Here is a 22,420-nt window from a genome sequence, read left to right on the forward strand (position 1 = left end):
GCCGATGACAGTTTCCCTCACCACCCCGCCCGCCGGGCAGGCCAACAGCCTGCGCCAGCAACCCGACGACAACGGGCATTTCGGCCAGTTCGGCGGCCGCTACGTCGCAGAGACGCTGATGCCGCTCGTGCTCGAGCTCGACCAGGCGTATCGCGCGGCCAAGGCCGACCCGGCGTTCCAGGCGCAGTTCGACGATCTGCTCGAACATTATGTCGGCCGCCCGAGCCCGCTCTATTACGCCGAACGCCTGACCGAGACGCTCCGCGAATCCGCGCCCGAGGGGAAAGGCGCGCAGATCTGGTTCAAGCGCGACGAGCTCAATCACACCGGCGCGCACAAGATCAACAATTGCATCGGGCAGATCCTGCTCGCGATGCGGATGGGCAAGACCCGGATCATCGCCGAGACCGGCGCGGGCCAGCACGGCGTCGCCACCGCGACGGTCTGCGCGCGCTTCGGTCTGCCGTGCGTGATCTACATGGGTGCGAAGGACATAGAGCGGCAGGCGCCCAACGTGTTCCGCATGAAGCTGCTGGGCGCCGAAGTGCGCCCGGTGACGAGCGGGTCGCATTCGCTCAAGGATGCGATGAACGAGGGGATGCGCGACTGGGTCGCGAACGTCCACGACACCTTCTATATCATCGGCACCGCCGCTGGCCCGCATCCCTATCCCGAGATGGTCCGCGACTTCCAGAGCGTGATCGGCACCGAGGCGCGCGCGCAGATGCTGTCGCGGATCGATCGCCTCCCCGACCTGCTGGTCGCGGCGATCGGTGGCGGGTCGAATGCGATCGGTCTGTTCCATCCGTTCCTCGACGATGCCAGCGTCGAGATGCTCGGCGTCGAAGCGGCCGGGCGTGGGCTCGACAAGGAACACGCTGCGTCGCTCGCGGGTGGTGCGCCGGGGATCCTTCACGGCAACAAGACCTATCTGTTGCAGGACGAGGACGGCCAGATCACCGAGGCTCATTCGATCTCGGCAGGGCTCGACTATCCGGGGATCGGGCCAGAGCATTCGTGGCTCCACGAGATCGGACGCGTCGAATATACGTCGATCACCGATACCGAGGCGCTCGATGCGTTCCAGTTGCTGTGCCGGACCGAGGGCATCATCCCCGCGCTCGAACCATCCCATGCGATTGCCGCCGTCGCCAAGCGCGCGCGTGAAATGGACCGGGACCAGATCATCCTCGCCAATCTGTGCGGGCGTGGCGACAAGGACATCTTCACCGTCGCCGAGGCGCTCGGGGTGGCGATATGAGCGCGCGCGGGGGCGGGATTTCCGATGTCGTCACCGCTGCCGTCGTCGGCGCGGTGGTCGCACTGATCGTGCGCGAGGTCAGCGCGTTCGGGATCGATCTGCAACGCTGGACGCTGCACGTCCCGCGCGCGCTCGATTCTGGTAAGATCGGCGCGATTGCGGGTGCCGCGAGCAACCTCTTCGGCAACTGGAGGTCGGGAAGATGAGCCGCCTTTCCGCCGCCTTCGCCAAGGGCCACCCCGCGCTCGTCGCTTTCGTCACCGCGGGCGACCCCACCCCCGCCGCCACCGGCGCGATCCTCGATGCGATCGTCGAAGGCGGCGCGGACGTGATCGAACTCGGCATGCCGTTCACCGACCCGATGGCGGATGGCCCCGCGATTCAGGCCGCGAACATCCGCAGCTTGCTCGCGGGCACGCGTACCGCGGACATCCTCGGCATCGCCAAGGCATTCCGTGCGCGGCATCCCGATACGCCGCTGGTGCTGATGGGCTATGCCAATCCGATGACGATCCGCGGGGGTGACTGGTTCGCCGCCGCCGCCCAGAATGCGGGCGTCGACGGCATCATCTGCGTCGACATTCCCCCCGAGGAAGATGCCGAACTCGGCCCCGCGCTCCGCGCCGCCGGGATCGACCCGATCCGCCTCGCCACGCCGACGACCGACGCGGCACGCCTGCCCGCCGTGCTCGATGGCGCGAGCGGCTTCGTCTATTACGTTTCGGTCGCCGGAATCACCGGACTGCAACAGGCGGCCCAGGCCTCGATCGAATCCGCGGTCGCGCGGTTGAAGGCGTCGACCGACTTGCCGATCGCGGTCGGTTTCGGCGTCCGCACGCCGGATCAGGCGGCAGCGATCGCCAAGGTCGCGGACGGCGTCGTCGTCGGCTCGGCGATCGTCGAGTTGGTCGCGCAACACGGTGCCGCCGCGCCGGACGCGGTGCGCGCGTATATCCAATCCCTGTCGACGGCCGTCCACGCCGCCCGCGAAGGAATCCCCGCATGACCTGGCTCACCAGCGTCCGCAACGCACTCTCGCTCGTCGTCCCGATCAAGAAGGAGACGCCCGACACGCTCTGGCACAAGTGCAAGGGCTGCGGGCAGATGGTGTTCGTCAAGGAGCTCGAGGACAATCTCTACGTCTGTCCGCATTGCGATCATCATGAACGGATCGGGCCGCTACTGCGCTTCCAATACGTCTTCGACGCAGGCTCTTACACGATCGTACCGCTGCCCAAGGTCCCCGACGATCCGCTCAAGTTCCGCGACACCAAACGCTATGCCGATCGGATCAAGGCGGCGCGCGCGGCGACTTCCGAAGGCGACGCGCTGATCACCGCGCGCGGGACGATCGACGGGCGCCGCGCGGTCATCGGGGTGCAGGACTTTGCGTTCATGGGCGGGTCGATGGGTCTCGCCGTGGGCGAGGCGTTCGTTCGTGGGGTCGAGACCGCGATCGAGGACAATTGCCCGTACATCATCTTCACCGCAGCGGGCGGCGCGCGGATGCAGGAGGGCATTCTCTCGCTGATGCAGATGCCGCGCGCGACGGTGGCGATCCAGATGCTCCACGATGCGGGGCTGCCCTATATCGTCGTGCTCACCGATCCGACCACGGGCGGCGTCACCGCAAGCTATGCGATGCTCGGCGACGTGCAGATCGCCGAGCCGGGCGCGCTGATCGGCTTTGCCGGGCAGCGCGTGATCGAACAGACGATCCGCGAGAAACTGCCCGACGGGTTCCAGCGCGCGGAATATCTGCTCGAGCATGGGATGATCGATATGGTCAAGCATCGCCGCGACCTGCGCGCGACGCTGGCGAGCCTGATCGATTATCTCTGCAGCAAGCGCGCGGTGGCGTGATTGTTCTCCCTCTCCCCGCAGGCGGGGAGAGGGCAAGCGAGGCGAAGCCGACGCGAGGGAGAGGGGCAGTACGGTTGGGGTGGCTAGCTGGACTGCCCCTCTCCCCGGCCCTCTCCCCGGAGGGGAGAGGGAGAAGAAGATGGACCATGCGGTCTCTAAAGACGCCGCCGTTCAGGCGCAACTCGACCGGCTATGGAAGCTGTCCCCCGGTGCCGACATCCTCGGCCTCGAGCGCATCACGCTCCTGCTCGACCGGCTGGGCAACCCGCAGCACCGCCTCCCCCCGGTATTCCATGTCGCGGGGACCAACGGCAAGGGATCGACCTGCGCGTTCCTGCGCACCGCGCTCGAGGCGGCGGGATACGCCGTCCACGCCTATACCAGCCCGCATCTCGTCCGCTTCAACGAACGGATCCGCATCGCCGGGCAGCTGATCGACGACGCCCTGCTCGCAGCGCTGCTCGAGGAAGTGCTCGATGCGGGCGGCGATATCGGTGCGAGCTTTTTCGAGGTCACCACTGCCGCCGCATTCCTCGCCTTCGCGCGGACACCGGCGGATGCGTGCGTGATCGAGGTCGGCCTCGGCGGACGGCTCGATGCGACCAACGTCATCGCGCGCCCGCTCATCACCGGCATCGCGCAGCTCGGGATCGATCACCAGAGCTTCCTCGGCGATACGGCGGTGGGCATCGCCGGCGAGAAGGCCGGGATCGCCAAGCCCGGCGTCGCGCTCGTCACGATGGCCTATGAACCCGACAGCGCCGCGCGGGTCGCCACGGTGGCGATGCAGGCGGGCGCGCATGTCCTTCCGCTCGGCACGGCCTGGCACATGGAGACCGATGCCACGATGCTCCGGTACGAAGACGCTGGCGGGACGGTCGAGACCCCGCTGCCCGCAATGGCAGGCCCGCATCAGCCGGGCAATCTCGCGCTCGCCATCGCGATGCTCCGCCACCAGACGGCGCTGGCGATCCCGACCGAGGCGTATGCCGCCGCCGCCCGCGATACGCGCTGGCCTGCGCGGATGCAGCGCCTGCATCCCGGGCCGCTCGTCGACCTGCTCCCGCCCGGTAGTCAGTTGTGGCTCGACGGCGGGCACAATCCCGCCGCCGCCGGCGCGATCGCGGCGACGGTGCGCGCCATCGCCAACCCGGGCGTCGGACGGAGCGAGGTCCACCTCGTGTTCGGGATGCTCGCCAACAAGGATCCGGCCGGACTACTCGCGCCGTTCGCCGCGATCGCGACGACACTCCACGCGGTGCCGATCGCGGCGCACGAACACCACACCCCCGCCGCCCTCGCAGCGACGGCGCATACCCTTGGACTTGCTACCCATACCGCGCCAGATGTCGCGGGTGCGCTGCGCGACATCGCCGAAATCGCGGATCAGGCCGAGCCTCCGATCGTGCTCGTCCTGGGCTCGCTCTACCTTGCGGGCGAAGTGCTCCGGGCAAACGGCGAACTGCCAGATTGAACGATATTATTGCGATTGACTTGCAATAGCGACTGACCGAGGATGCCCGCACCCTACGGAGCCTCCGCTTATGTCCTCGAATCAGCCTTCTGCCACGGCCCTTGCGGCAACGCTCCCGCACCTGTTGCCGGATGACGCCAATGCCCGGTTGCTGCTGTTCGCCTTCCGGCGGATGGGCGCGCACGGGCTGAACGACGCGCACGCCGCGCAGGCAGTGATGGACGGATTCGGTGCGCAGTTCCGTCGCCCGCTCACGCTATTGCGCGCGATGATGGCGGATCTTGCGGGCGCGGCGACCTGCCCGATCGCGATCGCACCCTGCTGCTGCCGGCGCACCACTCATGCCGAGCACGCTCTGCTCACGATCGTCGCGCGCGCCGAAACCGCGCCGGGCAGCGCGCGGCTGCTGCTGGGCGACTTGATCGGGGTGCGCAACCCGGATGGCGTGCTTGCGAGCGTGACCCTTGCGGCGCAAGCGTTCGCGGACGCCGGGCGACCGATCGTCGTCAGTTGAGCGCCCGCTCCGCGCGCCCCATCCGCGCCGTTCGGACCCATTCGATTGCAACGAACAGCACCGCGACCAACCCAACGACCGCCGTGTAGCGGAACACCGCGGCATAACCGATCCTGTCGATCGCCTCGCCCGCAATGCCGCGCCCGAGCGAGCCGATCAGAAAGGTGAGCGACGACAGCAGCGCATATTGCACGGCAGTGTAGCGCTTGCTCACGATCCCCGAGAGATAGGCAACGAACGCCGCCCCGGCGATACCGGTCGAGATATTCTCGACCGAAATCGTCATCAGCAACCGCACCATCCGCGCGTCGGAGCCGAGCAGCGCAGCGAAGCGATCGAAGGCGAGCAAGTGCGCTACGGCATCAATCGACGCGCCACCCTCGGCGAGATCGGCATACAGGAAATTGCCGAAGATCGGCAGCACCGCCCCGATCAGCACCGTCGGCATGCGGCCGATCCGCACGAACAGATAGCCGCCCAGACTGATCCCGACGATCGTCATCACGATGCCGAAGATCTTCGATGCGAACGCCACCTCGTCCTTCGAATAATGCAGAAAGTCGAGGTAGAAGGGGAAGGCGAACGACGCCCAGACGTTGTAACAGAGCGCATAGCTGAGGATCAGCCCGATCACGACCAGCACGCCCCAGCCCAACCGGCCACACAATTCCGCGAGCGGTGCGACCAGCGCGACATACAGGTGATTGGCGGCCGTGCGCAGCGGGCTATGGACCGGATCGGGCGCATGGAGGACGTGCCGGTCGCTGCGCTGCAGCCAGTTCATCGTCGCCGAGACGATCAGCGGCACCAGCACCGTCGCTGCGACGATCCACGGCCCGGTCGCGCGGGTGAAGTCCGCGGTCGATGGCCGGACGGCGCCGGGCGCGAGCGGCGCGAGCATCCGCACCATGAACCGGCCGATCGATCCGATCGCCCACGCCCAGCTGAGCGCGACGATCGCGAGCGCGATCCCCCGCACGCGCGGCGAGATCGCGCCGGGCTCGGCCAGCGCGGCATAGAGGCGCCCCTGCTCGCCGCGTGCCGTATCGGGCGCCCGCAGCGCCGCGAAGATCATCAGCCCGATCAGCGCCGCCATCAGCACGAACACCAGCGGCCACGACATGCGCGCGGCCAGGACCAGTGCGAGCGCACCACCGACGATGCTCGCGATGCGATAGCCGAACTGGTAGATTGCCGAGAGCAATTCGACGGGCGTCTCGGCGTCGGCGACGTCGATCCGCCACGCGTCGACCGCGACGTCCTGTGTCGCGGAGGCGAGCGCGGCGATCAGCGCGAAGATCGCGAACGTGCCGATGTTGGTGACGGGATTGGTCGCGGCGAGACCCAGGAACGCCGCGATCATCGCCCCCTGGCACAGCACGATCCAGCTCTTGCGGCGTCCCAGCCGGTCGAGCAGCGGCAGCTGTAGCCGGTCGACCAGCGGCGACCACAGGAATTTGAACGAATAGGCAAGCCCGATCCATGACAGCACGCCGATCGTCGCGAGGTTGATCTTTTCCTCGCCAAGCCACGCGTTGAGCGTGCCGATCAGCAGTGCATACGGCAGCCCCGACGAGAAGCCGAAGGCGAGCATCGTCGAAGACTTGCGCGTCTGCAACGCGACCTTGAGCAGTTTCCAGCCCTTGGGCTTGATCGGCGGCGCTACCGCCGCCTGCGCTTCGCTATCGGCCAACATGTCCCCTTCCCGCAAGATCGCGCGTCGGGGCCGACCCTAGCGCCAAACGCGCGGAGCGGAAGCGGGTAGATCGATCCGCGCGCTCACCCCGCCGCGGCGAACAGGCTGAATCCCCCGGGAATCCGTTTCGGAGTCTTGCCGTCGAGCACCGCCTCGATCGCGGCGATCGCGGCGAGCAGGTCGCGCTGCGCGTAGGGCTTCGCGAGACAGCCGTTGGCGACCGCGCGCCCGCCCTCGGGACATTGCCCAGTCACGAACAACACCGCGATATCCTTTTCCTTGGCCGCGCGGGCGACGTCGACGCCATTGCCATCGGCCAGGCTGATATCGACCAGCACCAGTTCGATCTCAACGCCGGTCGCAATGACCGCGATGGCGTCGGCCACCCGGTCGACCGTCGCGACGATCTCATATTCCGCGTCGCGCAGAAAATGTTCGGTATCGAACGCCACCAACGGCTCGTCCTCGACGAGCAGCAGCTTGCAAATTCGCCGCTTTTTCCGTCCGAACAGCATGTTCGGTGCCCCACCTTCTGTCACGCGCCGAAACTGGCATGTGCGTACCGCCCTCGTTACGCACCCGTAGCTTAACGCTCGGCTACGAGATCGGACGCAAATCTTTTTGTTCAACACCCGCGCGTGAATTTGGCTATCAGTGCGACGTGTCAAAATACCGTCCCCCCAAAACTGCCGTACCCGGCGCCTCCTCAACCCCGCGCGAGCGCGCCGACGACGAACAGCGGATCGCCAAGCTGCTCGCGCGTGCCGGGATCGCCTCGCGCCGCGAAGTCGAACGCATGATCGCCGAGGGCCGCGTCGCGCGGCATGGCGTGGTGATCGATACGCCCGCGACGATCCTCGCGTCGCTCGACGGCGTAACGGTCGACGGCAATCCGGTTGCGGCCCCCGCCGATGCGCGCCTGTTTCTCTATCACAAGCCATCCGGCCTGCTCGTGACCGAGCGCGACCCTGCGGGTCGCCCCACGATCTACGACCGGTTGCCCGCGGGCCTGCCCCGCCTCGTTCCGGTCGGACGGCTCGATCTCAATACCGAGGGGCTGCTGCTGCTCACCACCGACGGCGAGCTCAAGCGCCAGCTCGAACTGCCCTCGACCGGCGTGGAGCGGGCGTACCGCGCACGGGCGTACGGTCCGGTCACGCAGGAACAGCTCGAGGAACTGATCCACGGGATCGAGATCGAGGGCGTGCGCTACGGCTCGATCAACGCCAATCTCGAACGCCGCACCGGCGCGAACGTATGGATCGAGATGATCCTGACCGAAGGCAAGAACCGCGAAGTCCGCCGCGTGCTCGAATTCCTCGGCCTCAAGGTCTCGCGCCTGATCCGCACGCGTTACGGCCCGTTCCTGCTCGACGATCTTCCCCCGGGCGACATCGGCGAGGTCCGCGCGCATGACGTCGCCGCGTTCCGCAAGGATCCCAAGCGGATCCTCCAGCCCGAACGGATCAAGGGCGCGCGTCCCGCAGCGCGGACCGTGGCGGAACCCGCAGTCCCGCCCGCTGCGCGCCCGCAACGGACGCCGCGCGCTGCCCCGCGACCGCAACCGGTGCGGATCACCCGTGCCGTTGCCAACGATTCGGACAAGGCCGCCTTTGCCGAGCCACGCCGACAGGGGATCGTCGTCGCCAAGGCGCCCAAGGTGAAGCGTTTCTACGACGCCAAGCCCAAGGCCACCGTACCCGCCGCGGCGACCCCGGCGCGCACGCCTGACGGTCGCCCGGCGCGCGTGTTCAACCCCGAGCTCGGACGCAACGTCCGCGCCAAGACGCCGCGCGCCGCCGCACCCGCCAGTGAGTCGTCGGCCCGCCCGACCTCAACGCGGACCTCGACAAATGGTCCGGGTACGGCTCGCCCGACCGGCGACCGCCCCGCCCCCCGCCCTGCCAAACCACGCCCACCACGGACCCGTAAATAATGCGCATCATTGCCGGAGAATGGCGCGGCCGCCCGCTCGTCGCCCCCAAGGGAGACGCGACGCGTCCCACCGCAGACCGCGTGCGTGAGGCGTTGTTCTCGATGCTTGCCAGCCGCCTCGGCAGTTTCGAGGACCTCACGGTCGCCGATCTGTTCGCGGGCTCGGGCGCGCTCGGGCTGGAAGCCCTGTCGCGCGGTGCCGCCTCGTGCATCTTCGTCGAACAGGACAAGCCCGCGCTCGACGCGTTGCGGACGAACATCGCGAAGCTGTCGGCGAAGGCCGACGTGCGCGCGCAATCCGTGATGGCGCTCGGCCATGCGGTCGCACCGCTCGACCTGATCCTGATGGACCCGCCCTATGACAGCAACGCCGGCGCCGTGGCGCTCGACAAGCTCGCCCGGCTCGGCTGGGTCGGCGAGGCGACGTGGGTCAGCATCGAGACCGCCAAGCCCGACCGGGTCGAGGTCGCCGGGTTCGTCGAGGACGTCACCCGCATCCACGGCAAGGCGCGGCTGACGTTGCTCCGGCGCGGCTGATGCTGGGACAGATCGCCCGCTGAGCGGGACGTGTTCGAAGCGCGCTCTACCCCTCGTCCGTCACCCCCCAGAGGCCGGGACCGTGCGGTACCCGGGCGCGATGGGCGGAGCAGTGCGTGTATCGCGGGTCGCGCCCACTAACCTGGCGGCCCCGGCCTGCGCCGGGGTGACGGCTATAATCGTTGTGCGGTGCATTCCGCAGGGGCGCGTCGTCCGAAGTACTTCGCGTAAAACGCCGAACGCGCGAGGCAGGTGCCCAGTGCCCCGCCCCGCTCGATCACATCTTGGTGATCGTCAGGAACAGCACATACAGCGCGCCGGACAGCGCCATCGCGACCGGCAGCGTCAGGACCCATGCCAACGCCATGTTGATGACGGTGCGCGATTGCAGGCCGGCGCCATTGGCGACCGAAGCGCCCGCCACACCCGACGACAGGATATGCGTGGTCGACACCGGCAGGCCGTAAACCTCCGCCGCCATGATCGTGCCCGCCGCGACCAGCTCGGCCGATGCGCCCATGCCGTACGTCAGGTGCGACTTGCCGATCTTCTCGCCGACCGTAATCACGATCCGCCGCCAGCCGACCATCGTGCCGAGACCCAGCGCCAGCGCGACCGTGATCTTGACCCAGGTCGGGATGTAGCGCGTGCCCTTTTCCAGGTTGGTCTGATAGCCGGTGATCGCCTTCAGCTCAGGCTCGCTGAACGTCGCGGCCGCCGCCTTCTTGTCCTTGGTCGCAAGCCGGGTGGTATCGAGCACGAGATACATGTCGTTGCGCAGATTGGGGGTCGCTGCCGCCGAAACCTTGTTGAGCGATCCGAATGCGCCGATCCGCTGGCCCAGGTCACGCGACAGCGCGGACGCGGCGGCGTAGACCTGCGGGCTGGATGCCTTGCGGGTCTGCAGCGCCTTGGTGAGCACCCCGCGCGACTCGTCCATCGTCGCTACGGTCGCGCCCTTGGCATGAACCGAGAAGGCGTTGGCGGCAGCGTTCGCGCTCGCAACGAACGCCGGTGTCTGGCTCTCCGGCATCGTGCGGTTGAGCGCATAAGCGGTCGGTGCACAACCGATCAGGATCAGCATGATCAGCCCCATGCCCTTCTGCCCGTCGTTCCCGCCGTGCGCGAAGCTGACCGCCGTGCAGGTGAAGATGAGCAGCGCCCGAATGCCCTTGGGCGGCGGGGCATTGCCCTCCGGCTCCTTGTAGAGCTTCGGATTCTTGAGCACGAACTTCATCACGATCAGCAGCAGGAACGCCGCGCCGAACCCGATGAGCGGCGCCATCCACAACCCGGTGAGCACCTTGGTCGCCTGGCTCCAGTCGACGCCCGAGGTACCACCCACGCCCGACGACATCAGCTGATTGGCAAATCCGACGCCGAGGATCGACCCGATCAGCGCATGGCTCGACGAATTGGGCAGGCCGACGAACCAGGTCGCAAGATTCCACAGCACGGCCGCGAGCAACAATGCGAAGATCATCGCGAAACCGGCACTGCTCCCGACGTGGAGAATCAGGTCGACCGGCAACAGCGTGATGATCGAATAGGCGACCGCGCCGGTCGAGAACATCACGCCGAGGAAGTTGAAGAACCCGGACCAGACGACCGCGAGCGGGGCCGGCATCGAATGGGTGTAGATTACGGTAGCGACGGCGTTGGCCGTGTCATGGAAACCGTTGACGAACTCGAACCCCAGCGCGATCAGAAGTGCGAGCGCCAGGAACGCGAAAGTCCCGAGGGCAAGGCCCTCGCCGACCTGCCGCGTGTCGGTAAAGATACTGAAACCCGCGAACGCCAGCCCGGCCAGCATCACCGCGACAAACACCCAGCGACCGGCCGGATGCAATGGATGATCCAACCGGGGGCCGCTCGCTGCCTCTGATTCGAGAGACGCCGACAAGGTAGTAGCCATGGCTTGGAAAGGCCTTCACTCGGTTGGTTACGGGTGCTTCAGTTATACAGGTGTCTCGCGCCGATAGCGGTGTCGCAAGATAAAGACCAGCCCCGAAGCACTATCGCTGCGGTGGACTTACTCCGGTTTCGGGTCGGAACGTGCCGCATCTGCATTCCTTTCTCAAGGCCCGCCTGGCCTGTTGCGGGAATGTTCGCGACGGGCTCTCCCATTTACGCGGCCGTTGGGCATGGCCTATGCTCCGCGCGGCGATCGATGGGGTTGCCGGGGGATGCCATGTTCAAGCCGAACGATCCTGCGATCAACACCGCGGAGGCCTGGATATCCGCGCCCGCGGCGGACACCATCGATGCCAGACCGCTGCGCGTGCTGACGGTCCTGTACGGTTTCGCTCCCGGCGGCGTCGAGCGGATTGCAGCCCGGCTGCATGCGGCCTGGATCCGCAGTTCGGTGCAGTCGAGAATCATCGTGGCCGACCATCGGGTGGCACCGCCGCTTCCGCTGACGGACGTGATATGCGCCGGTCCGACGTCGCGCTCCCGGGGAATCGCGAGCTTCGTCGCGCTCGTGCTGGCCGTGCGCCGCCACGTCCGGGACGATCGACCCGACGTGCTGTTCTGCGCCGGCAATACCTACAGCGCCGTCCTTGTCGTCGCCCGGCTGCTGATCGGGCGCGACTGCCCGCCAATCGTCGCGAAGATCAGCAATTGCCTCGTCCGCCGCGACATGACGCCGCCGGTCCGCGGGCTATACCACCTATGGCTTCGCCTGCAGGGCCGCTGGATCGCGCACTTCGTCGCGCTCGCGCCCGCGATGCAGGACGAGATAGCGCTTTATACCGGGGTTTCGCACGACCGGATCAGCGTGATCGAGGATCCTGCGCTGGGCACGGCGGATCTTGCCTCCCTGGCGACCCAGCGGGATGCGACGTGCCGGGCTGCCGACGGGCATCACTTCCTCGCGGTGGGGCGCCTGGCTCCGCAGAAGAACTTCGCGTTGCTGCTGGACGCCTTCGCGCGAATCGCGCGACCGGCGGATCGGCTCACCCTGCTCGGCGATGGCGAGCAGCGCGCGCGGTTGGAGGCGCAGGTGGCGGCTTTGGGGCTTGGCGGCCGGGTCCACATGCCCGGTCACGTCGATCCGCTCGCCGCGTGGCTCGCGCAGGCCGACGCGCTGATTCTTTCGTCGGACTATGAAGGTGTGCCCGCCGTCCTGATCGAGGCGTTGGCCGCGGGTCTGCCGATCGTTTCGACGCGCTGCTGTGTGTCGATCGACGATCTTCTGGAACACGGCGCGCTCGGACAGGTCGTGCCCGTCGGCGATGTGGCGGCGCTGGGCGCGGCGATGCGTGCCGCCGTCGGGCCCGAGGGGGCAGACGTGGTACAGGCACGCCGCCGGGCCGCGCGGCTCTATACGATCGACCACGCCGGTGGCCGGTATCTCGCCCTCATGCGTCGCGTTGCCGGGCGACGTGCTGCGCCCGCGCCTGCGCCCCGCACCGATCCGCAACCCGCCGTCGCATCCGCTACGCTGTGATTGCCACGACCGGACAAGGTACGCTTGCCCCGATCGTTTGCGTTCCCTACCTGTTCACCGATGAGTCTTCCTGTTTCCCAAGACGCGCTTGCGCCCCATGAACCGCCCTATCTCCGCGGCCTGAATGCGCCGCAGCGCGAGGCGGTGCTGACCACCGAAGGCCCCGTGCTCGTGCTGGCAGGCGCAGGGACCGGCAAGACCGCGGCGTTGACCGCGCGACTCGCGCATCTGCTCAACACGCGGAAGGCCTGGCCGAGCGAGATCCTGAGCGTCACCTTCACCAACAAGGCCGCGCGCGAGATGCGCGAGCGAGTGGGACGCCTCGTCGGCGACGTGGTCGAGGGAATGCCGTGGCTCGGCACGTTCCATGCGATCGGCGCCAAGATGCTGCGCCGCCATGCCGAGCTCGTCGGATTGCAGAGCAATTTCACGATCCTCGATACCGATGACCAGATGCGACTGCTCAAGCAGTTGATTCAGGCGGCCGACCTCGACGACAAGCGCTGGCCTGCGCGCCAGCTCGCCGGATTGATCGACGGGTGGAAGAACAAGGGCCTGACACCCGCCCAGATCGATGCGGGCGAAAGCGAGCTCTACGCCAACGGGCGCGGGCAGGAACTGTACGCCGCCTATCAGACCAGGCTGATCGCGCTCAACGCGTGCGATTTCGGCGATCTGCTGCTCCACATGCTCGTCATCCTGCAGCGCGACCGCGACGTGCTCGCGGACTATCAGCGCCGCTTCAAATACATCATGGTCGACGAGTATCAGGACACCAACAGCGTCCAGTATCTCTGGCTCCGGCTGCTCGCGCAGGAGCGCAAGAACATCGCCTGCGTCGGCGACGACGACCAGTCGATCTACTCGTGGCGCGGCGCGCAGGTCGAGAATATCCTGAAATTCGAAAAGGACTTTCCGGGCGCGAAGATCATCCGGCTCGAACAGAATTACCGCTCCACCCCGCATATTCTGGGCGCCGCCTCGGGCGTGATCGCCAACAACAGCGGGCGGCTGGGCAAGCAGCTGTGGACCGAGCTCGACGTGGGCGAGAAGGTCAAGGTGCTCGGCGTCTGGGACGGGCCCGAGGAAGCGCGCCGGGTCGGCGAGGAAATCGAATCGGCACAGCGCGCGGGCACCTCGCTCGACGAGGTCGCGATCCTCGTCCGCGCGCAGCACCAGACGCGCGAGTTCGAGGACCGCTTCATCGCGACCGGCATCAACTACCGGATCGTCGGCGGCTTCCGTTTCTACGAACGCGCGGAGATCCGCGATGCGCTCGCCTATCTCCGCGTCGTCGCGCAGCCGGCGGACGATCTCGCGTTCGACCGGATCGTCAACGTCCCCAAGCGCGGGCTTGGCGACAAGGCGGTGTCCAAGGTCCACCAGCTCGCCCGCGCGCAGGGCATCCCGCTCGTCACCGCGGCCGCGCGCCTGCTCGATACCGACGAACTGACGGGTGCGGCGCGCAAGTCGCTTGGCAATCTCGTGATCGACATGGCACGGTGGCGCGCGCAGGTGACCGAACTGTCGCATGGCGACCTCGCGCGGATCATCCTCGATGAGAGCGGCTATACCGGCATGCTCCAGGCCGAAAAGTCGGTCGAGGCGGCGGGACGACTCGAGAATTTGACCGAACTCGTCCGCGCGATGGAGGAATATGAGACGCTCGGCGCGTTCCTCGAGCATGTCAGCCTCGTGATGGACAATGAAGCGGCGGCCGAGGACCCCAAGGTCACGATCATGACGATCCATGCCGCCAAGGGCCTCGAATATGACACCGTCTTCCTCGTGGGCTGGGAGGAAGGGCTGTTCCCGTCGCAACGCTCGCTCGACGAGGGCGGGACCGCGAGCCTCGAGGAGGAACGCCGCCTGGCCTATGTCGCGATTACCCGCGCACGCCGGCGTGCGACGATCCTCCACGCCGCCAACCGCCGCATCTACGGCCAGTGGACCAGCAGCATCCCGAGCCGGTTCGTGAACGAACTGCCGCCCGAGCATATCGAGGCCGAGAGCAGCATGGCGGGCGGCGAGAGCCTGTGGCGCGCCAACTGGTCCGAACGCGCCGACCCGTTCGCCGACGTCGCGCGCGGGACCGGGCGTGGCCCGGGCTGGCAGCGCGCGGCTGGGGTCGGCAGCGGGGCGAAGCCCGGCGGCGACTTCACCAGCCGGACCTTCTCGCGGGAGCCGTCGCGCGTGCAGGAGTCGCGGTCGTCCGCGATCAGCCTGGGCAACAAGGGCCGCAGCGACGTCGCGGTGGGGATGCGCGTGTTCCACCAGAAGTTCGGCTACGGCCTGATCGCGGAGATCGAGGGCAACAAGCTCGAGATCGATTTCGAGAGCGCCGGGCGCAAGCGGGTCATGGATAGCTTCGTAACGGTGGGCGGCTGAGGGATCGCGAGGTGAGCAACCGCCGGAGCCCGAACACCGACTGACCCGCCGACCGAGTGCAGCGCCTTCCCGCTGGTTTCTCGACCCGCCCCGGCGCATAAACCACGGCATGCTGTTTCTCGCCCTGAAAGCGCTGATCTCGGGTATGCTGATCGCTGCCGCGTCGACGCTGGCCAAGCGCTATCCCGGCTTTGGCGCGCTGGTCGCGTCGCTTCCGCTCGTTTCCGTTCTGGGAATGATGTGGTTGTGGGGCGAAAAGCCAGACGAAGGAAATATGGCGGCGCACATCGGCGCGACCTTCTGGTATGTCCTCCCCTCGCTGCCGATGTTCCTTGTGATGCCCGTGCTGCTTCGGCACGGCATTGGCTTCTGGCCGACGCTCGGGCTCGGCTGTGCGCTGACGATCCTGCTATATACTGCACTGATCGCGGCAGCACCGCGACTGGGCATAGGTCTGTAACGCAACGATCGCGTACCGACCTGCGTTGGGGAAGGTGTATGCGCGCTGTCGGATGCGTTCAGCAAGCATACCCGCACTCATCCCCATAAGCACATCAAGCCCGATGTCCGGGCCGAAAGGACACATTATGAAGATCGCCCACATTCTCGCTGCCGCGAGCTTGATCGCCGGCGTCGGTGTTTCGACGACTGCCTCAGCGCAGGACTATCGCGGCGACCGCGGTGACCGTCATCATCAACGCTACGACGACCGTCGTGGCGATCATCGTGACTGGCGGGGCGACCGTCGTGGTGGTGACCGCGGCTATCACGGTCGCAACCGTGGCTGGAACGATCGCGGCCGGCACTGCCGGACCGAGTGGCGCAACCATCGCCGCATCCAGATCTGCCGCTGAGTCAATACGGAAGGGGCGCTCCGGCGCCCCTTCTCCTCCGCTCGGCGCGGCAGGCGCGATGTAACCTTTACGTCATAAACTCTTCACGTCATGGAAGGTAGCGATCGGGTACTTTCGCCCGATCCTCCGACGATGGGTTCATCGTCCTTTCCAGGCACGGCTACTTGTTCAACTCGACCGTTTTTCCCTTTGCGCCACCAGCGCCGGTGTTTCCTCTGGGACGGTGTCGCACAGGCTTGATTCCGGGCCGCTGGATGGTGATCGGCTTCGCGATCAGCGTGACGTGCCTGGCCGCGCTGCTGATGGACACCGGGATCACGATCGATCCCACGGCGCCGAGCACGCTCGTTTTTGCCGCCGTCTGCACGCTCGCCGCCAGCCTGCGCTACGTCCTGCGCGCACCGCGGAGCGCGACGCAGCGCGTTACCCGCGACATCGCTGAAACGTTCGGCCTGTTCACCGCGATTTCCCTGATGGGTGCCGTGGCGACATACCCGATCGCCGCCGAAACGACCGGAACGATCGATCCGATTCTCCAGCAGATCGATGCGGCCCTGCATTTCGACTGGCTCGCCTGGTATCAGGTGGTCGCGGACCATCGCGCGCTGCAGATCCTCGGGACCGCCGCCTATCAAAGTATCTACATCAGCCCCGCGGTCATCCTGGGGTATTGCGCCTGGGCCGACAAACGCGCCGCCGGACGGGGACTGATCGCCAGCTTCTGGGTCGCTGCCATCATCGCGCTCGTGTTGTTTCGGTTCTGGCCGGCCTATGGTCCGTGCGCCACGCTGCTGCACGGCCCCCTGCCCTATCAGACCGAAAGCGGACTGTACGAAGCACAGTTGATTCCGCTGTTGCGCAGCCATGCCCTGCACGACGTGGATCTGGGCGCGCTACGCGGGCTGGTCGAGGCTCCCAGCTTTCACACCGCCAGCGCCATCCTGTTCATCGCGGCGGCCTGGCCCTTCGCGCGGATCCGCAAGCCGATCCTGATCGTCAATATGGCGATGCTGCTGTCAACGCCAGTCGAAGGGACGCATTATCTCGCCGACATGATTGCGGGCGCGACGGTGGCCATCGTTGCGATCCTGATCGTCACCGTCGTGCGGCGCCGGTTGCCGGGAACGCCGGCAAGGCCCGTTGCCGCGCGTTAGGCGTGCTCGACCGCCATCAGCGCGGTATCGGCATATTTGGGGTCGCCCGCGACGAACAACGCGCTGACCTGGAAATTGCGGTCGACCAGCGCCAAATCGACAAGGCCGATCAGCTTGAACGTGCCGACCTTGAACTCGCGCGGCGGCTTGCCGTCGCGCTCCAGCACGACGCCATCGACGTACAGCTCGCCGTGGCGCGTGTAGATGATGTGCGGCGCCAGCACGATCTGCATCTTGTTGTAGGTCGCGCCGAGGCACTTCTTGCGCACGATCGCCTCGAAGACCGTCGGCACGGGTCCGGTGGGCATGGCCGTTTCGCCCTGTTCGTCGGGATATTTCATGACAGCGTTGTACCAAAAATGGTGCGGTGCAGCAAGTAACGTTCGAATTCCATATCGGGATCCGCGCTACAGTGCCGCGTTTGCAAGATCATCTGCCCGGAGTCCCCGCGCCCTCCGCCCCGGAACCGCCACGCGCCCCGCCCGTTCCCCCGCCAAAGGAGATTATCATGTCGGACACAGCAGACATCGAACGCAAATTCTGGAAGGCGCTGCGTTCCGACATGACCATGATGCTCGGTCTCGTCGGCGTGGACGAGGGGCACACTCGCCCGATGACCGCGCAACTGGACGGCGACCGGGACCACGGCCCGATCTACTTCTTCGGATCGAAGGACACCGAGCTGGTGGCCGACCTCACCGTCGGGGCTCGAGCGGTTGCGACCTTTGCATCGAAGGGAAACGACCTCTTCGCAGCGGTTCATGGGACGCTGACTCTCGACAACGATCGCGCCGTGATCGACCGGCTCTGGAACCGCTTCGTTGCCGCCTGGTTCGAGGGCGGCAAGGACGATCCCAAGCTGCAACTGATCCGGCTCGACGCCGAACGGGCGCAGATCTGGGTCGACGCATCCAGCATGCTTGCGGGCGTCAAGATCCTGATGGGGATCGACCCGAAGGAAGACTATAAGGACAAGGTCGCCAAGGTCTCGCTCGATTAACGCCACGCCTGTCGTCGACGCACGAACCGAACCGGCGGGAAACCAGAACCCAAGCATGACCGACGGCCTTCCCCTGCCCCGCCGCTATGCCGCGATTGCCGCGCTTTGCCTGGGTACGGCCCTCATCATCATCGACGGCGGCGTCGCCAATATCGCCTTGCCGACGATCGCGCACGATCTCGGGGTCGATCGGTCGTCCGTGGTTTCGGTGGTAACGATCTATCAGCTTATGCTGGTAATGTTGTTGCTGCCGTTCGCCGGGCTCGGCGAGCGGATCGGCCTCAAGCGCATGTATCAGATCGGGCAGCTGGTTTTCACGATCGCCACGTTGCTGTGCTTCTTTGCCAAAAGCCTGCCGTTCTTGCTGATCGTACGGGCGGCGCAGGCGATCGGCGCCGCCGCGGCATTGAGTGTTTCCTCGGCGCTGATCCGATCGACCTATCCCGCCAAGCAACTAGGCAGCGGTCTTGGGATCAATTCGGCGATCGTTTCGGCTGGTGCCGCGCTCGCGCCGTCGCTGGGCGGTTTCATCCTCGGGATTGCACCATGGCCGTGGGTGTTTGCGAGTGCGGTGCCGTTTGCGATCGGCTCGCTGATGCTCGGGCGTGCGCTCCCCGACACGCCGCCGCGCGATACGCCGTTCGACGTCGTCGGCGCGGTCATGTGTGCCGCAATGTTCGGACTGATCATTGGTGGGCTGGAAAGTGCGGTCCATGGGGACAGCCCCGTCGTTTCCGCGGCGATCGTCCTTACCGGGGTGGTTACCGGCGTGCTGTTCGTCCGTCGCGAGCGTGGCGAGCGCGATCCCATCCTGCCGATCGACCTGCTGGGGCGCCCGGTGCTGCGCCTTTCGGTGATTGGCGCGTACACCGCGTTCATCGCCTCGATGACGCTGATCATCTCGATGCCGTTTCGCCTGCAAAGCGAATTTGGTTTCACCCCGACCGAGATGGGGTTGCTGATGGCCCCATGGCCGCTGACCAACATCGTCGTCGCGCCGCTATCGGGATGGCTGTCCAGCCGTATTCCGGCCGGCGTGCTGGGAGGGATCGGAATGGCGATCTCGATCGTGGCGCTGGTCCTGATCGCCTACATGCCGCCCCACCCAAGCCATTTCGATGTGGTCTGGCGCATGGCCTTGTGCGGCGCTGGGTTCGGGACGTTCCTTCCGCCGAACGCGCGCCTCATCATCGGCAGCGCGCCCCGCGAACGCGCCGCCGCCGCCGGTGGCCTGGTATCCACGACGCGTCTGCTCGGACAGACGACCGGTGCCACATTGGTGGCGGCGCTCCTCGCGCTCGGTCTGGGCGGCGGGGCGACCCCACCGCTGGTCGCGGCCGGACTCGCGTTCGTTGCGGGCCTGTGCAGCCTGGCGCGGCTGCGTCCGTCGATACGCATGCCCAAAACCGAAGAGTCCGCTGATTTGCAGCCCGCCAGTCCGGTCCGTTGACGCTGCGCGTCGGGAAGAGTGAACGCCGCCTGGAAGTCGAGTACAGAGTTACTGTCACGGTTAAACACTATGGTTAATAAACATCTTCGCATTTTCACTACAGCTGTGATCGCGCAACAAGGTATTTTTAACCTGTCACTCTCGCTTACATTCGACCGGCGGCGCATTGTCTAAGCGACTGATAGTCTGATCTGGCACGGATCATGCTGAGTGTTGCAGGCTCGGAGTAAAGAGTCAGTACAGTGTACTAAAGAGTGATTTTCCATTCCGAGTAAACAGGGAAAGGAAAACGATGCGTAGTTTGAAAATGATCGCTGCCTTGGCCGCTTCGGCGACCCTCGCATGTGCAGCCCCGGCGTTCGCCGTGACGACCTTCACCACCAATTTCGACAGCATGAGCTTCGGCACCGGCCCCGGCTTTACCACCCTGTCCAGCTACGAAGGCTGGACCGGCGGTGCGCACGGGATCGAGGTCCAATATAATAACGTGGCGGGTAAGGCCTTTTCCGGCGCCAATCTCGTCGAGCTCGACACTTCGGCCAACAGCTCGATGAGCCGTCTGATCGATGCGGGTAGCTACATCCTGCGCTATTGGTATTCGGACCGGCCGGGTGTTCCCGCAAGCTCGAACGGCATTGCGGTGCTGCTCAACGGAGTGCAGTCCTTTGCTTCGATCGGCGGCAATGGCGACGAGCAGACCGACTGGCGGCGCCAGACGTTCGCGTTCAACGTCAGCGCGCCGACGACGCTCACCTTCGCGGCGCTCGGCACCAGCGACTCGCGCGGCGGCTATATCGACAGCGTCTCCCTGTCCGCCGTGCCAGAGCCCGCCAGCTGGGCGATGATGATCGCGGGCTTCGGCATGATGGGCTTCGCCCTGCGCAACCGCGTCAACGCCAAGGTCGCTTACGCCTGAACCCTGTCAGGATCCCGACGAAGCCGCCGACCGAAAGGCCGGCGGCTTTGTCATGCGCAGCGCGTCAGAACACCGCCTTGCCGTCCCCGCCCAGCATCGCCTTGCGGACGAGCGGGATCGGTGGGCCGCCGAAGCTCAGGAATTGGTCGTGGAACGCCTTCCACCCGGCCCGCCCGCCATGCGTGGCGGTCCAGTCGGTGCGCAGCTTGCGGATCATCAGCTTGCCCATCGTATAGTTGAGATACGCCGGGTCATAGGTCCCGCGCGCCGACTGCTGCTTCGCATTGCCCTCGTCCTGATAGCATTGCTCGACGAACATCTTGCGCGACTGTTCCTGCGTCATGCCATGGGCATGCAGCCCGATCGCCGACAGATACCGACAATCGCGGAGCAACGCGTTGGACAGTTGTCCGATATGCGTTTCCGGGTCGCCGGCATGGAGCCCGGCCTCCCACATCATTTCCTCGGCATAATGCGCCCAGCCCTCGGCAAAGGCGTAGCCGACGAACAGCCGCCCGAACAGCGATGGCGAGGCGTTGGCGTGACGGAACTGGAGGAAATGCCCGGGCATCACTTCATGCACCGAGGTGAACAACAGGTCGCTCTTGCCCGGGATGAACCCCGCCTGCTCCACCTTGCTCCACGACGGGTCGGGCGGCGAGATGTAATAGACCGAGGGGATGCCCTTCTCGAACGGCCCGGGCGGATCGATGTACGCGGAGTTCTGCCGATTGTACGGCGGGCTTTCCTCGACCAGCGCCTGTTCCTGATCGGGGATGGTGACGACGTCGCTCTTGAGCACGAACGCGCGCAGTTCGGGAATCTGCTTGCGCGCTTCGGCGACGGGATCGTTGTTGGCGGGCTTGTTGGCGTTCATCTTCGCCATGCACGCGGGTACGCTCGCGCCCGGCGCGAACTGCGCGCATGCCGCGACGAGCGCCAGCTGATTGCGCTTCATATCCGCTTGCCCCGCCGCCTCGAGCGTCGCCAGCGGAACGTCGACCCGTTCCGTCTCCTTGATCATGCGGGAGAACTTGTCCGCCCCCAGCGCAAAGTCCTGTGTCGCCGAACCCCGCTGGCCCTCCAGCCACGCGCCGAGGTCATGCATCGCCTTCGATGCCGCCACTGCCGCCTTGTCGAACTCCTCCTGCAACGCCGGGCTCTTCACGTCGGCAAACGCCTTCTTGGCGTCCCCCGTATAATAATCGCCGAACCCGTTGAACGCCGCGACACCGAAATTGACGTAGCTGAGCGGCATCGGCGTCTTGAGGTTGGCGCGGATCTGCGCCGCCGCGGTCGGGATCTTGCGCAGGAACGACACCATCGCGCGCATTCGGGTCGGCGCGTCGGCATATTTGCGGGCGATATAGACGTTCGGGTCGAGCCCGGCGTTGACGTACCATGCCGGATTGCGATGCGGGAAGTCGGCGTCTTCCAGCCAGAACAATTTGCCCGCGGCGACCGTCACCAGATAGTCGCGCTCGAACGCGTCCTGCTTGCCGAGTTTCGCCGCGTCGAAGGTCTTGGCCTTGGCGATCGCGTTCCGCAGGAAGTCGCCCTGACGCTTCAACCCCGCCGGTGACCAGTCACCCAGCCCGCCGTCAAAATCGTGCCGCCCCTGATACACCGCGTCCGCCGGGGACACATTGAACCAGTCCTCGATGAACGTGTCGCGGAAGCTTTTCCAGTCGGTGGTCGGCAAGGCCGCCAGAGCTGACGCGGTCGGCTGAGGCGTTGAGGTCTTGGACGTACAGGACGCCATCGCCAGTGCTGCAATTCCCGTAAGCCAGATTTTCCGCATTCCCGTTCCTATGTCCGCAGCCCCGGAGTTTCGCCGGGATTCGTTTGCGACGGGAAGCTGGCAGCTTGCGGCGGTAAGCGCCACCCCGGACGGAACGGCCTGTCGCGCGCATCGTTCTTTCCACGC

At 66.3% G+C, this 22,420-nt stretch carries 21 protein-coding genes; 15 read left to right on the forward strand and 6 right to left on the reverse strand.

All coding sequences use genetic code 11. The features are described 5' to 3' along the window. Window positions 1-4 precede the first annotated feature (4 nt). The 6 genes from trpB to L8G49_RS17070 all read left to right on the forward strand — a co-directional run bounded on the left by trpB (window position 5) and on the right by L8G49_RS17070 (window position 5,112). Window positions 5-1,261: a tryptophan synthase subunit beta gene (gene trpB / locus L8G49_RS17045; protein WP_242140085.1), complete on the forward strand. Its 1,257-nt coding sequence runs from the start codon at window positions 5-7 to the stop codon at window positions 1,259-1,261. Beyond that, complete coding sequence (locus L8G49_RS17050) at window positions 1,258-1,467, forward strand: hypothetical protein (protein WP_242140084.1); 210 nt, start codon at window positions 1,258-1,260, stop codon at window positions 1,465-1,467. Before trpB ends, L8G49_RS17050 begins: the two co-directional genes overlap by 4 nt. Beyond that, window positions 1,464-2,267: a tryptophan synthase subunit alpha gene (gene trpA, locus L8G49_RS17055; RefSeq protein ID WP_242140083.1), complete on the forward strand. Its 804-nt coding sequence runs from the start codon at window positions 1,464-1,466 to the stop codon at window positions 2,265-2,267. Before L8G49_RS17050 ends, trpA begins: the two co-directional genes overlap by 4 nt. Continuing rightward, window positions 2,264-3,124 carry an acetyl-CoA carboxylase, carboxyltransferase subunit beta gene (gene accD / locus L8G49_RS17060; RefSeq protein WP_242140082.1) on the forward strand — a complete coding sequence of 287 codons (861 nt, stop codon included), beginning with the start codon at window positions 2,264-2,266 and terminating at the stop codon, window positions 3,122-3,124. The genes trpA and accD overlap by 4 nt, the downstream gene beginning before the upstream one ends. A 139-nt stretch (window positions 3,125-3,263) precedes the next feature. Then, complete coding sequence (locus L8G49_RS17065) at window positions 3,264-4,598, forward strand: folylpolyglutamate synthase/dihydrofolate synthase family protein (protein ID WP_242186925.1); 1,335 nt, start codon at window positions 3,264-3,266, stop codon at window positions 4,596-4,598. Between the two features lie 70 nt (window positions 4,599-4,668). Then, window positions 4,669-5,112, forward strand: a complete 444-nt coding sequence (locus tag L8G49_RS17070) for a DUF6628 family protein (protein ID WP_242140080.1) — start codon at window positions 4,669-4,671, stop codon at window positions 5,110-5,112. On the opposite strand, the gene L8G49_RS17075 is transcribed toward L8G49_RS17070, so the two are convergent. Together L8G49_RS17075 and L8G49_RS17080 are read right to left on the reverse strand one after the other, a co-directional pair. After that, on the reverse strand, window positions 5,105-6,808 hold the full coding sequence (locus L8G49_RS17075; protein WP_242186926.1) for an MFS transporter: 1,704 nt from the start codon (window positions 6,806-6,808) through the stop codon (window positions 5,105-5,107). The two genes, L8G49_RS17070 and L8G49_RS17075, sit on opposite strands and share 8 nt — an antisense overlap. A gap of 83 nt (window positions 6,809-6,891) precedes the next feature. Next, window positions 6,892-7,323, reverse strand: coding sequence for a response regulator (locus L8G49_RS17080; RefSeq protein ID WP_242140078.1), 432 nt, complete (start codon window positions 7,321-7,323; stop codon window positions 6,892-6,894). Window positions 7,324-7,469: 146 nt separating this feature from the next. On the opposite strand from L8G49_RS17080, the gene L8G49_RS17085 reads away from it, so the two are divergent. Continuing rightward, the gene (locus L8G49_RS17085) at window positions 7,470-8,744 is read left to right on the forward strand and encodes a pseudouridine synthase (RefSeq protein ID WP_242186927.1); all 1,275 of its coding nucleotides are present in this window, start codon (window positions 7,470-7,472) and stop codon (window positions 8,742-8,744) included. After that, window positions 8,744-9,280, forward strand: a complete 537-nt coding sequence (rsmD, locus tag L8G49_RS17090; protein ID WP_242140076.1) for a 16S rRNA (guanine(966)-N(2))-methyltransferase RsmD — start codon at window positions 8,744-8,746, stop codon at window positions 9,278-9,280. Before L8G49_RS17085 ends, rsmD begins: the two co-directional genes overlap by 1 nt. A 277-nt stretch (window positions 9,281-9,557) precedes the next feature. Here rsmD and L8G49_RS17095 read toward each other — a convergent pair whose 3' ends face one another. After that, window positions 9,558-11,195: an inorganic phosphate transporter gene (locus tag L8G49_RS17095; protein ID WP_242186928.1), complete on the reverse strand. Its 1,638-nt coding sequence runs from the start codon at window positions 11,193-11,195 to the stop codon at window positions 9,558-9,560. Between the two features lie 276 nt (window positions 11,196-11,471). Here L8G49_RS17095 and L8G49_RS17100 point away from each other — a divergent pair, with 276 nt between their 5' ends. The 3 genes from L8G49_RS17100 (at window position 11,472) to L8G49_RS17110 (ending at window position 15,579) form a co-directional block, all read left to right on the forward strand. Beyond that, entirely contained in the window at window positions 11,472-12,731 is a 1,260-nt protein-coding gene (locus L8G49_RS17100; RefSeq protein WP_242186929.1) for a glycosyltransferase, read from the forward strand. A 60-nt stretch (window positions 12,732-12,791) separates the two neighbouring features. Next, on the forward strand, window positions 12,792-15,119 hold the full coding sequence (locus L8G49_RS17105) for a UvrD-helicase domain-containing protein (RefSeq protein WP_242140073.1): 2,328 nt from the start codon (window positions 12,792-12,794) through the stop codon (window positions 15,117-15,119). Window positions 15,120-15,228: 109 nt separating this feature from the next. Next, the gene (locus L8G49_RS17110; RefSeq protein WP_242186930.1) at window positions 15,229-15,579 is read left to right on the forward strand and encodes a DUF3147 family protein; all 351 of its coding nucleotides are present in this window, start codon (window positions 15,229-15,231) and stop codon (window positions 15,577-15,579) included. Between the two features lie 193 nt (window positions 15,580-15,772). Here L8G49_RS17110 and L8G49_RS17115 read toward each other — a convergent pair whose 3' ends face one another. Next, the gene (locus L8G49_RS17115) at window positions 15,773-15,949 is read right to left on the reverse strand and encodes a hypothetical protein (protein ID WP_242186932.1); all 177 of its coding nucleotides are present in this window, start codon (window positions 15,947-15,949) and stop codon (window positions 15,773-15,775) included. A gap of 278 nt (window positions 15,950-16,227) precedes the next feature. Here L8G49_RS17115 and L8G49_RS17120 point away from each other — a divergent pair, with 278 nt between their 5' ends. Next, window positions 16,228-17,127, forward strand: coding sequence for a phosphatase PAP2 family protein (locus L8G49_RS17120; protein WP_242186933.1), 900 nt, complete (start codon window positions 16,228-16,230; stop codon window positions 17,125-17,127). On the opposite strand, the gene L8G49_RS17125 is transcribed toward L8G49_RS17120, so the two are convergent. Next, complete coding sequence (locus L8G49_RS17125; protein ID WP_242186935.1) at window positions 17,124-17,468, reverse strand: hypothetical protein; 345 nt, start codon at window positions 17,466-17,468, stop codon at window positions 17,124-17,126. The two genes, L8G49_RS17120 and L8G49_RS17125, sit on opposite strands and share 4 nt — an antisense overlap. A 167-nt stretch (window positions 17,469-17,635) precedes the next feature. Here L8G49_RS17125 and L8G49_RS17130 point away from each other — a divergent pair, with 167 nt between their 5' ends. From L8G49_RS17130 to L8G49_RS17140, 3 genes are all read left to right on the forward strand, one after another. Then, window positions 17,636-18,127, forward strand: coding sequence for a pyridoxamine 5'-phosphate oxidase family protein (locus L8G49_RS17130; protein ID WP_242186938.1), 492 nt, complete (start codon window positions 17,636-17,638; stop codon window positions 18,125-18,127). Window positions 18,128-18,182: 55 nt separating this feature from the next. Beyond that, window positions 18,183-19,577, forward strand: coding sequence for an MFS transporter (locus L8G49_RS17135; RefSeq protein WP_242186940.1), 1,395 nt, complete (start codon window positions 18,183-18,185; stop codon window positions 19,575-19,577). Between the two features lie 292 nt (window positions 19,578-19,869). Further along, a complete protein-coding gene (locus tag L8G49_RS17140) occupies window positions 19,870-20,493 on the forward strand; it encodes a PEPxxWA-CTERM sorting domain-containing protein (protein ID WP_242186941.1) in 624 nt (207 codons plus the stop codon). A 64-nt stretch (window positions 20,494-20,557) separates the two neighbouring features. On the opposite strand, the gene L8G49_RS17145 is transcribed toward L8G49_RS17140, so the two are convergent. Beyond that, window positions 20,558-22,294 carry a DUF885 domain-containing protein gene (locus L8G49_RS17145; RefSeq protein ID WP_242186942.1) on the reverse strand — a complete coding sequence of 579 codons (1,737 nt, stop codon included), beginning with the start codon at window positions 22,292-22,294 and terminating at the stop codon, window positions 20,558-20,560. Window positions 22,295-22,420: the final 126 nt, after the last annotated feature.

Origin of the sequence: Sphingomonas sp. CARO-RG-8B-R24-01, from assembly GCF_022662295.1 — a bacterium.
GTDB lineage: Bacteria > Pseudomonadota > Alphaproteobacteria > Sphingomonadales > Sphingomonadaceae > Sphingomonas.

Coding starts and splice junctions, on each gene's coding strand:
- trpB (WP_242140085.1), top strand. CDS start 5: ATGACAGTTTCCCTCACCACCCCGCCCGCCGGGCAGGCCAACAGCCTG.
- L8G49_RS17050 (WP_242140084.1), top strand. CDS start 1,258: ATGAGCGCGCGCGGGGGCGGGATTTCCGATGTCGTCACCGCTGCCGTC.
- trpA (WP_242140083.1), top strand. CDS start 1,464: ATGAGCCGCCTTTCCGCCGCCTTCGCCAAGGGCCACCCCGCGCTCGTC.
- accD (WP_242140082.1), top strand. CDS start 2,264: ATGACCTGGCTCACCAGCGTCCGCAACGCACTCTCGCTCGTCGTCCCG.
- L8G49_RS17065 (WP_242186925.1), top strand. CDS start 3,264: ATGGACCATGCGGTCTCTAAAGACGCCGCCGTTCAGGCGCAACTCGAC.
- L8G49_RS17070 (WP_242140080.1), top strand. CDS start 4,669: ATGTCCTCGAATCAGCCTTCTGCCACGGCCCTTGCGGCAACGCTCCCG.
- L8G49_RS17075 (WP_242186926.1), bottom strand. CDS start 6,808: ATGTTGGCCGATAGCGAAGCGCAGGCGGCGGTAGCGCCGCCGATCAAG.
- L8G49_RS17080 (WP_242140078.1), bottom strand. CDS start 7,323: ATGCTGTTCGGACGGAAAAAGCGGCGAATTTGCAAGCTGCTGCTCGTC.
- rsmD (WP_242140076.1), top strand. CDS start 8,744: ATGCGCATCATTGCCGGAGAATGGCGCGGCCGCCCGCTCGTCGCCCCC.
- L8G49_RS17095 (WP_242186928.1), bottom strand. CDS start 11,195: ATGGCTACTACCTTGTCGGCGTCTCTCGAATCAGAGGCAGCGAGCGGC.
- L8G49_RS17100 (WP_242186929.1), top strand. CDS start 11,472: ATGTTCAAGCCGAACGATCCTGCGATCAACACCGCGGAGGCCTGGATA.
- L8G49_RS17105 (WP_242140073.1), top strand. CDS start 12,792: ATGAGTCTTCCTGTTTCCCAAGACGCGCTTGCGCCCCATGAACCGCCC.
- L8G49_RS17110 (WP_242186930.1), top strand. CDS start 15,229: ATGCTGTTTCTCGCCCTGAAAGCGCTGATCTCGGGTATGCTGATCGCT.
- L8G49_RS17115 (WP_242186932.1), bottom strand. CDS start 15,949: ATGGTTGCGCCACTCGGTCCGGCAGTGCCGGCCGCGATCGTTCCAGCC.
- L8G49_RS17120 (WP_242186933.1), top strand. CDS start 16,228: ATGGTGATCGGCTTCGCGATCAGCGTGACGTGCCTGGCCGCGCTGCTG.
- L8G49_RS17125 (WP_242186935.1), bottom strand. CDS start 17,468: ATGAAATATCCCGACGAACAGGGCGAAACGGCCATGCCCACCGGACCC.
- L8G49_RS17130 (WP_242186938.1), top strand. CDS start 17,636: ATGTCGGACACAGCAGACATCGAACGCAAATTCTGGAAGGCGCTGCGT.
- L8G49_RS17135 (WP_242186940.1), top strand. CDS start 18,183: ATGACCGACGGCCTTCCCCTGCCCCGCCGCTATGCCGCGATTGCCGCG.
- L8G49_RS17140 (WP_242186941.1), top strand. CDS start 19,870: ATGCGTAGTTTGAAAATGATCGCTGCCTTGGCCGCTTCGGCGACCCTC.
- L8G49_RS17145 (WP_242186942.1), bottom strand. CDS start 22,294: ATGCGGAAAATCTGGCTTACGGGAATTGCAGCACTGGCGATGGCGTCC.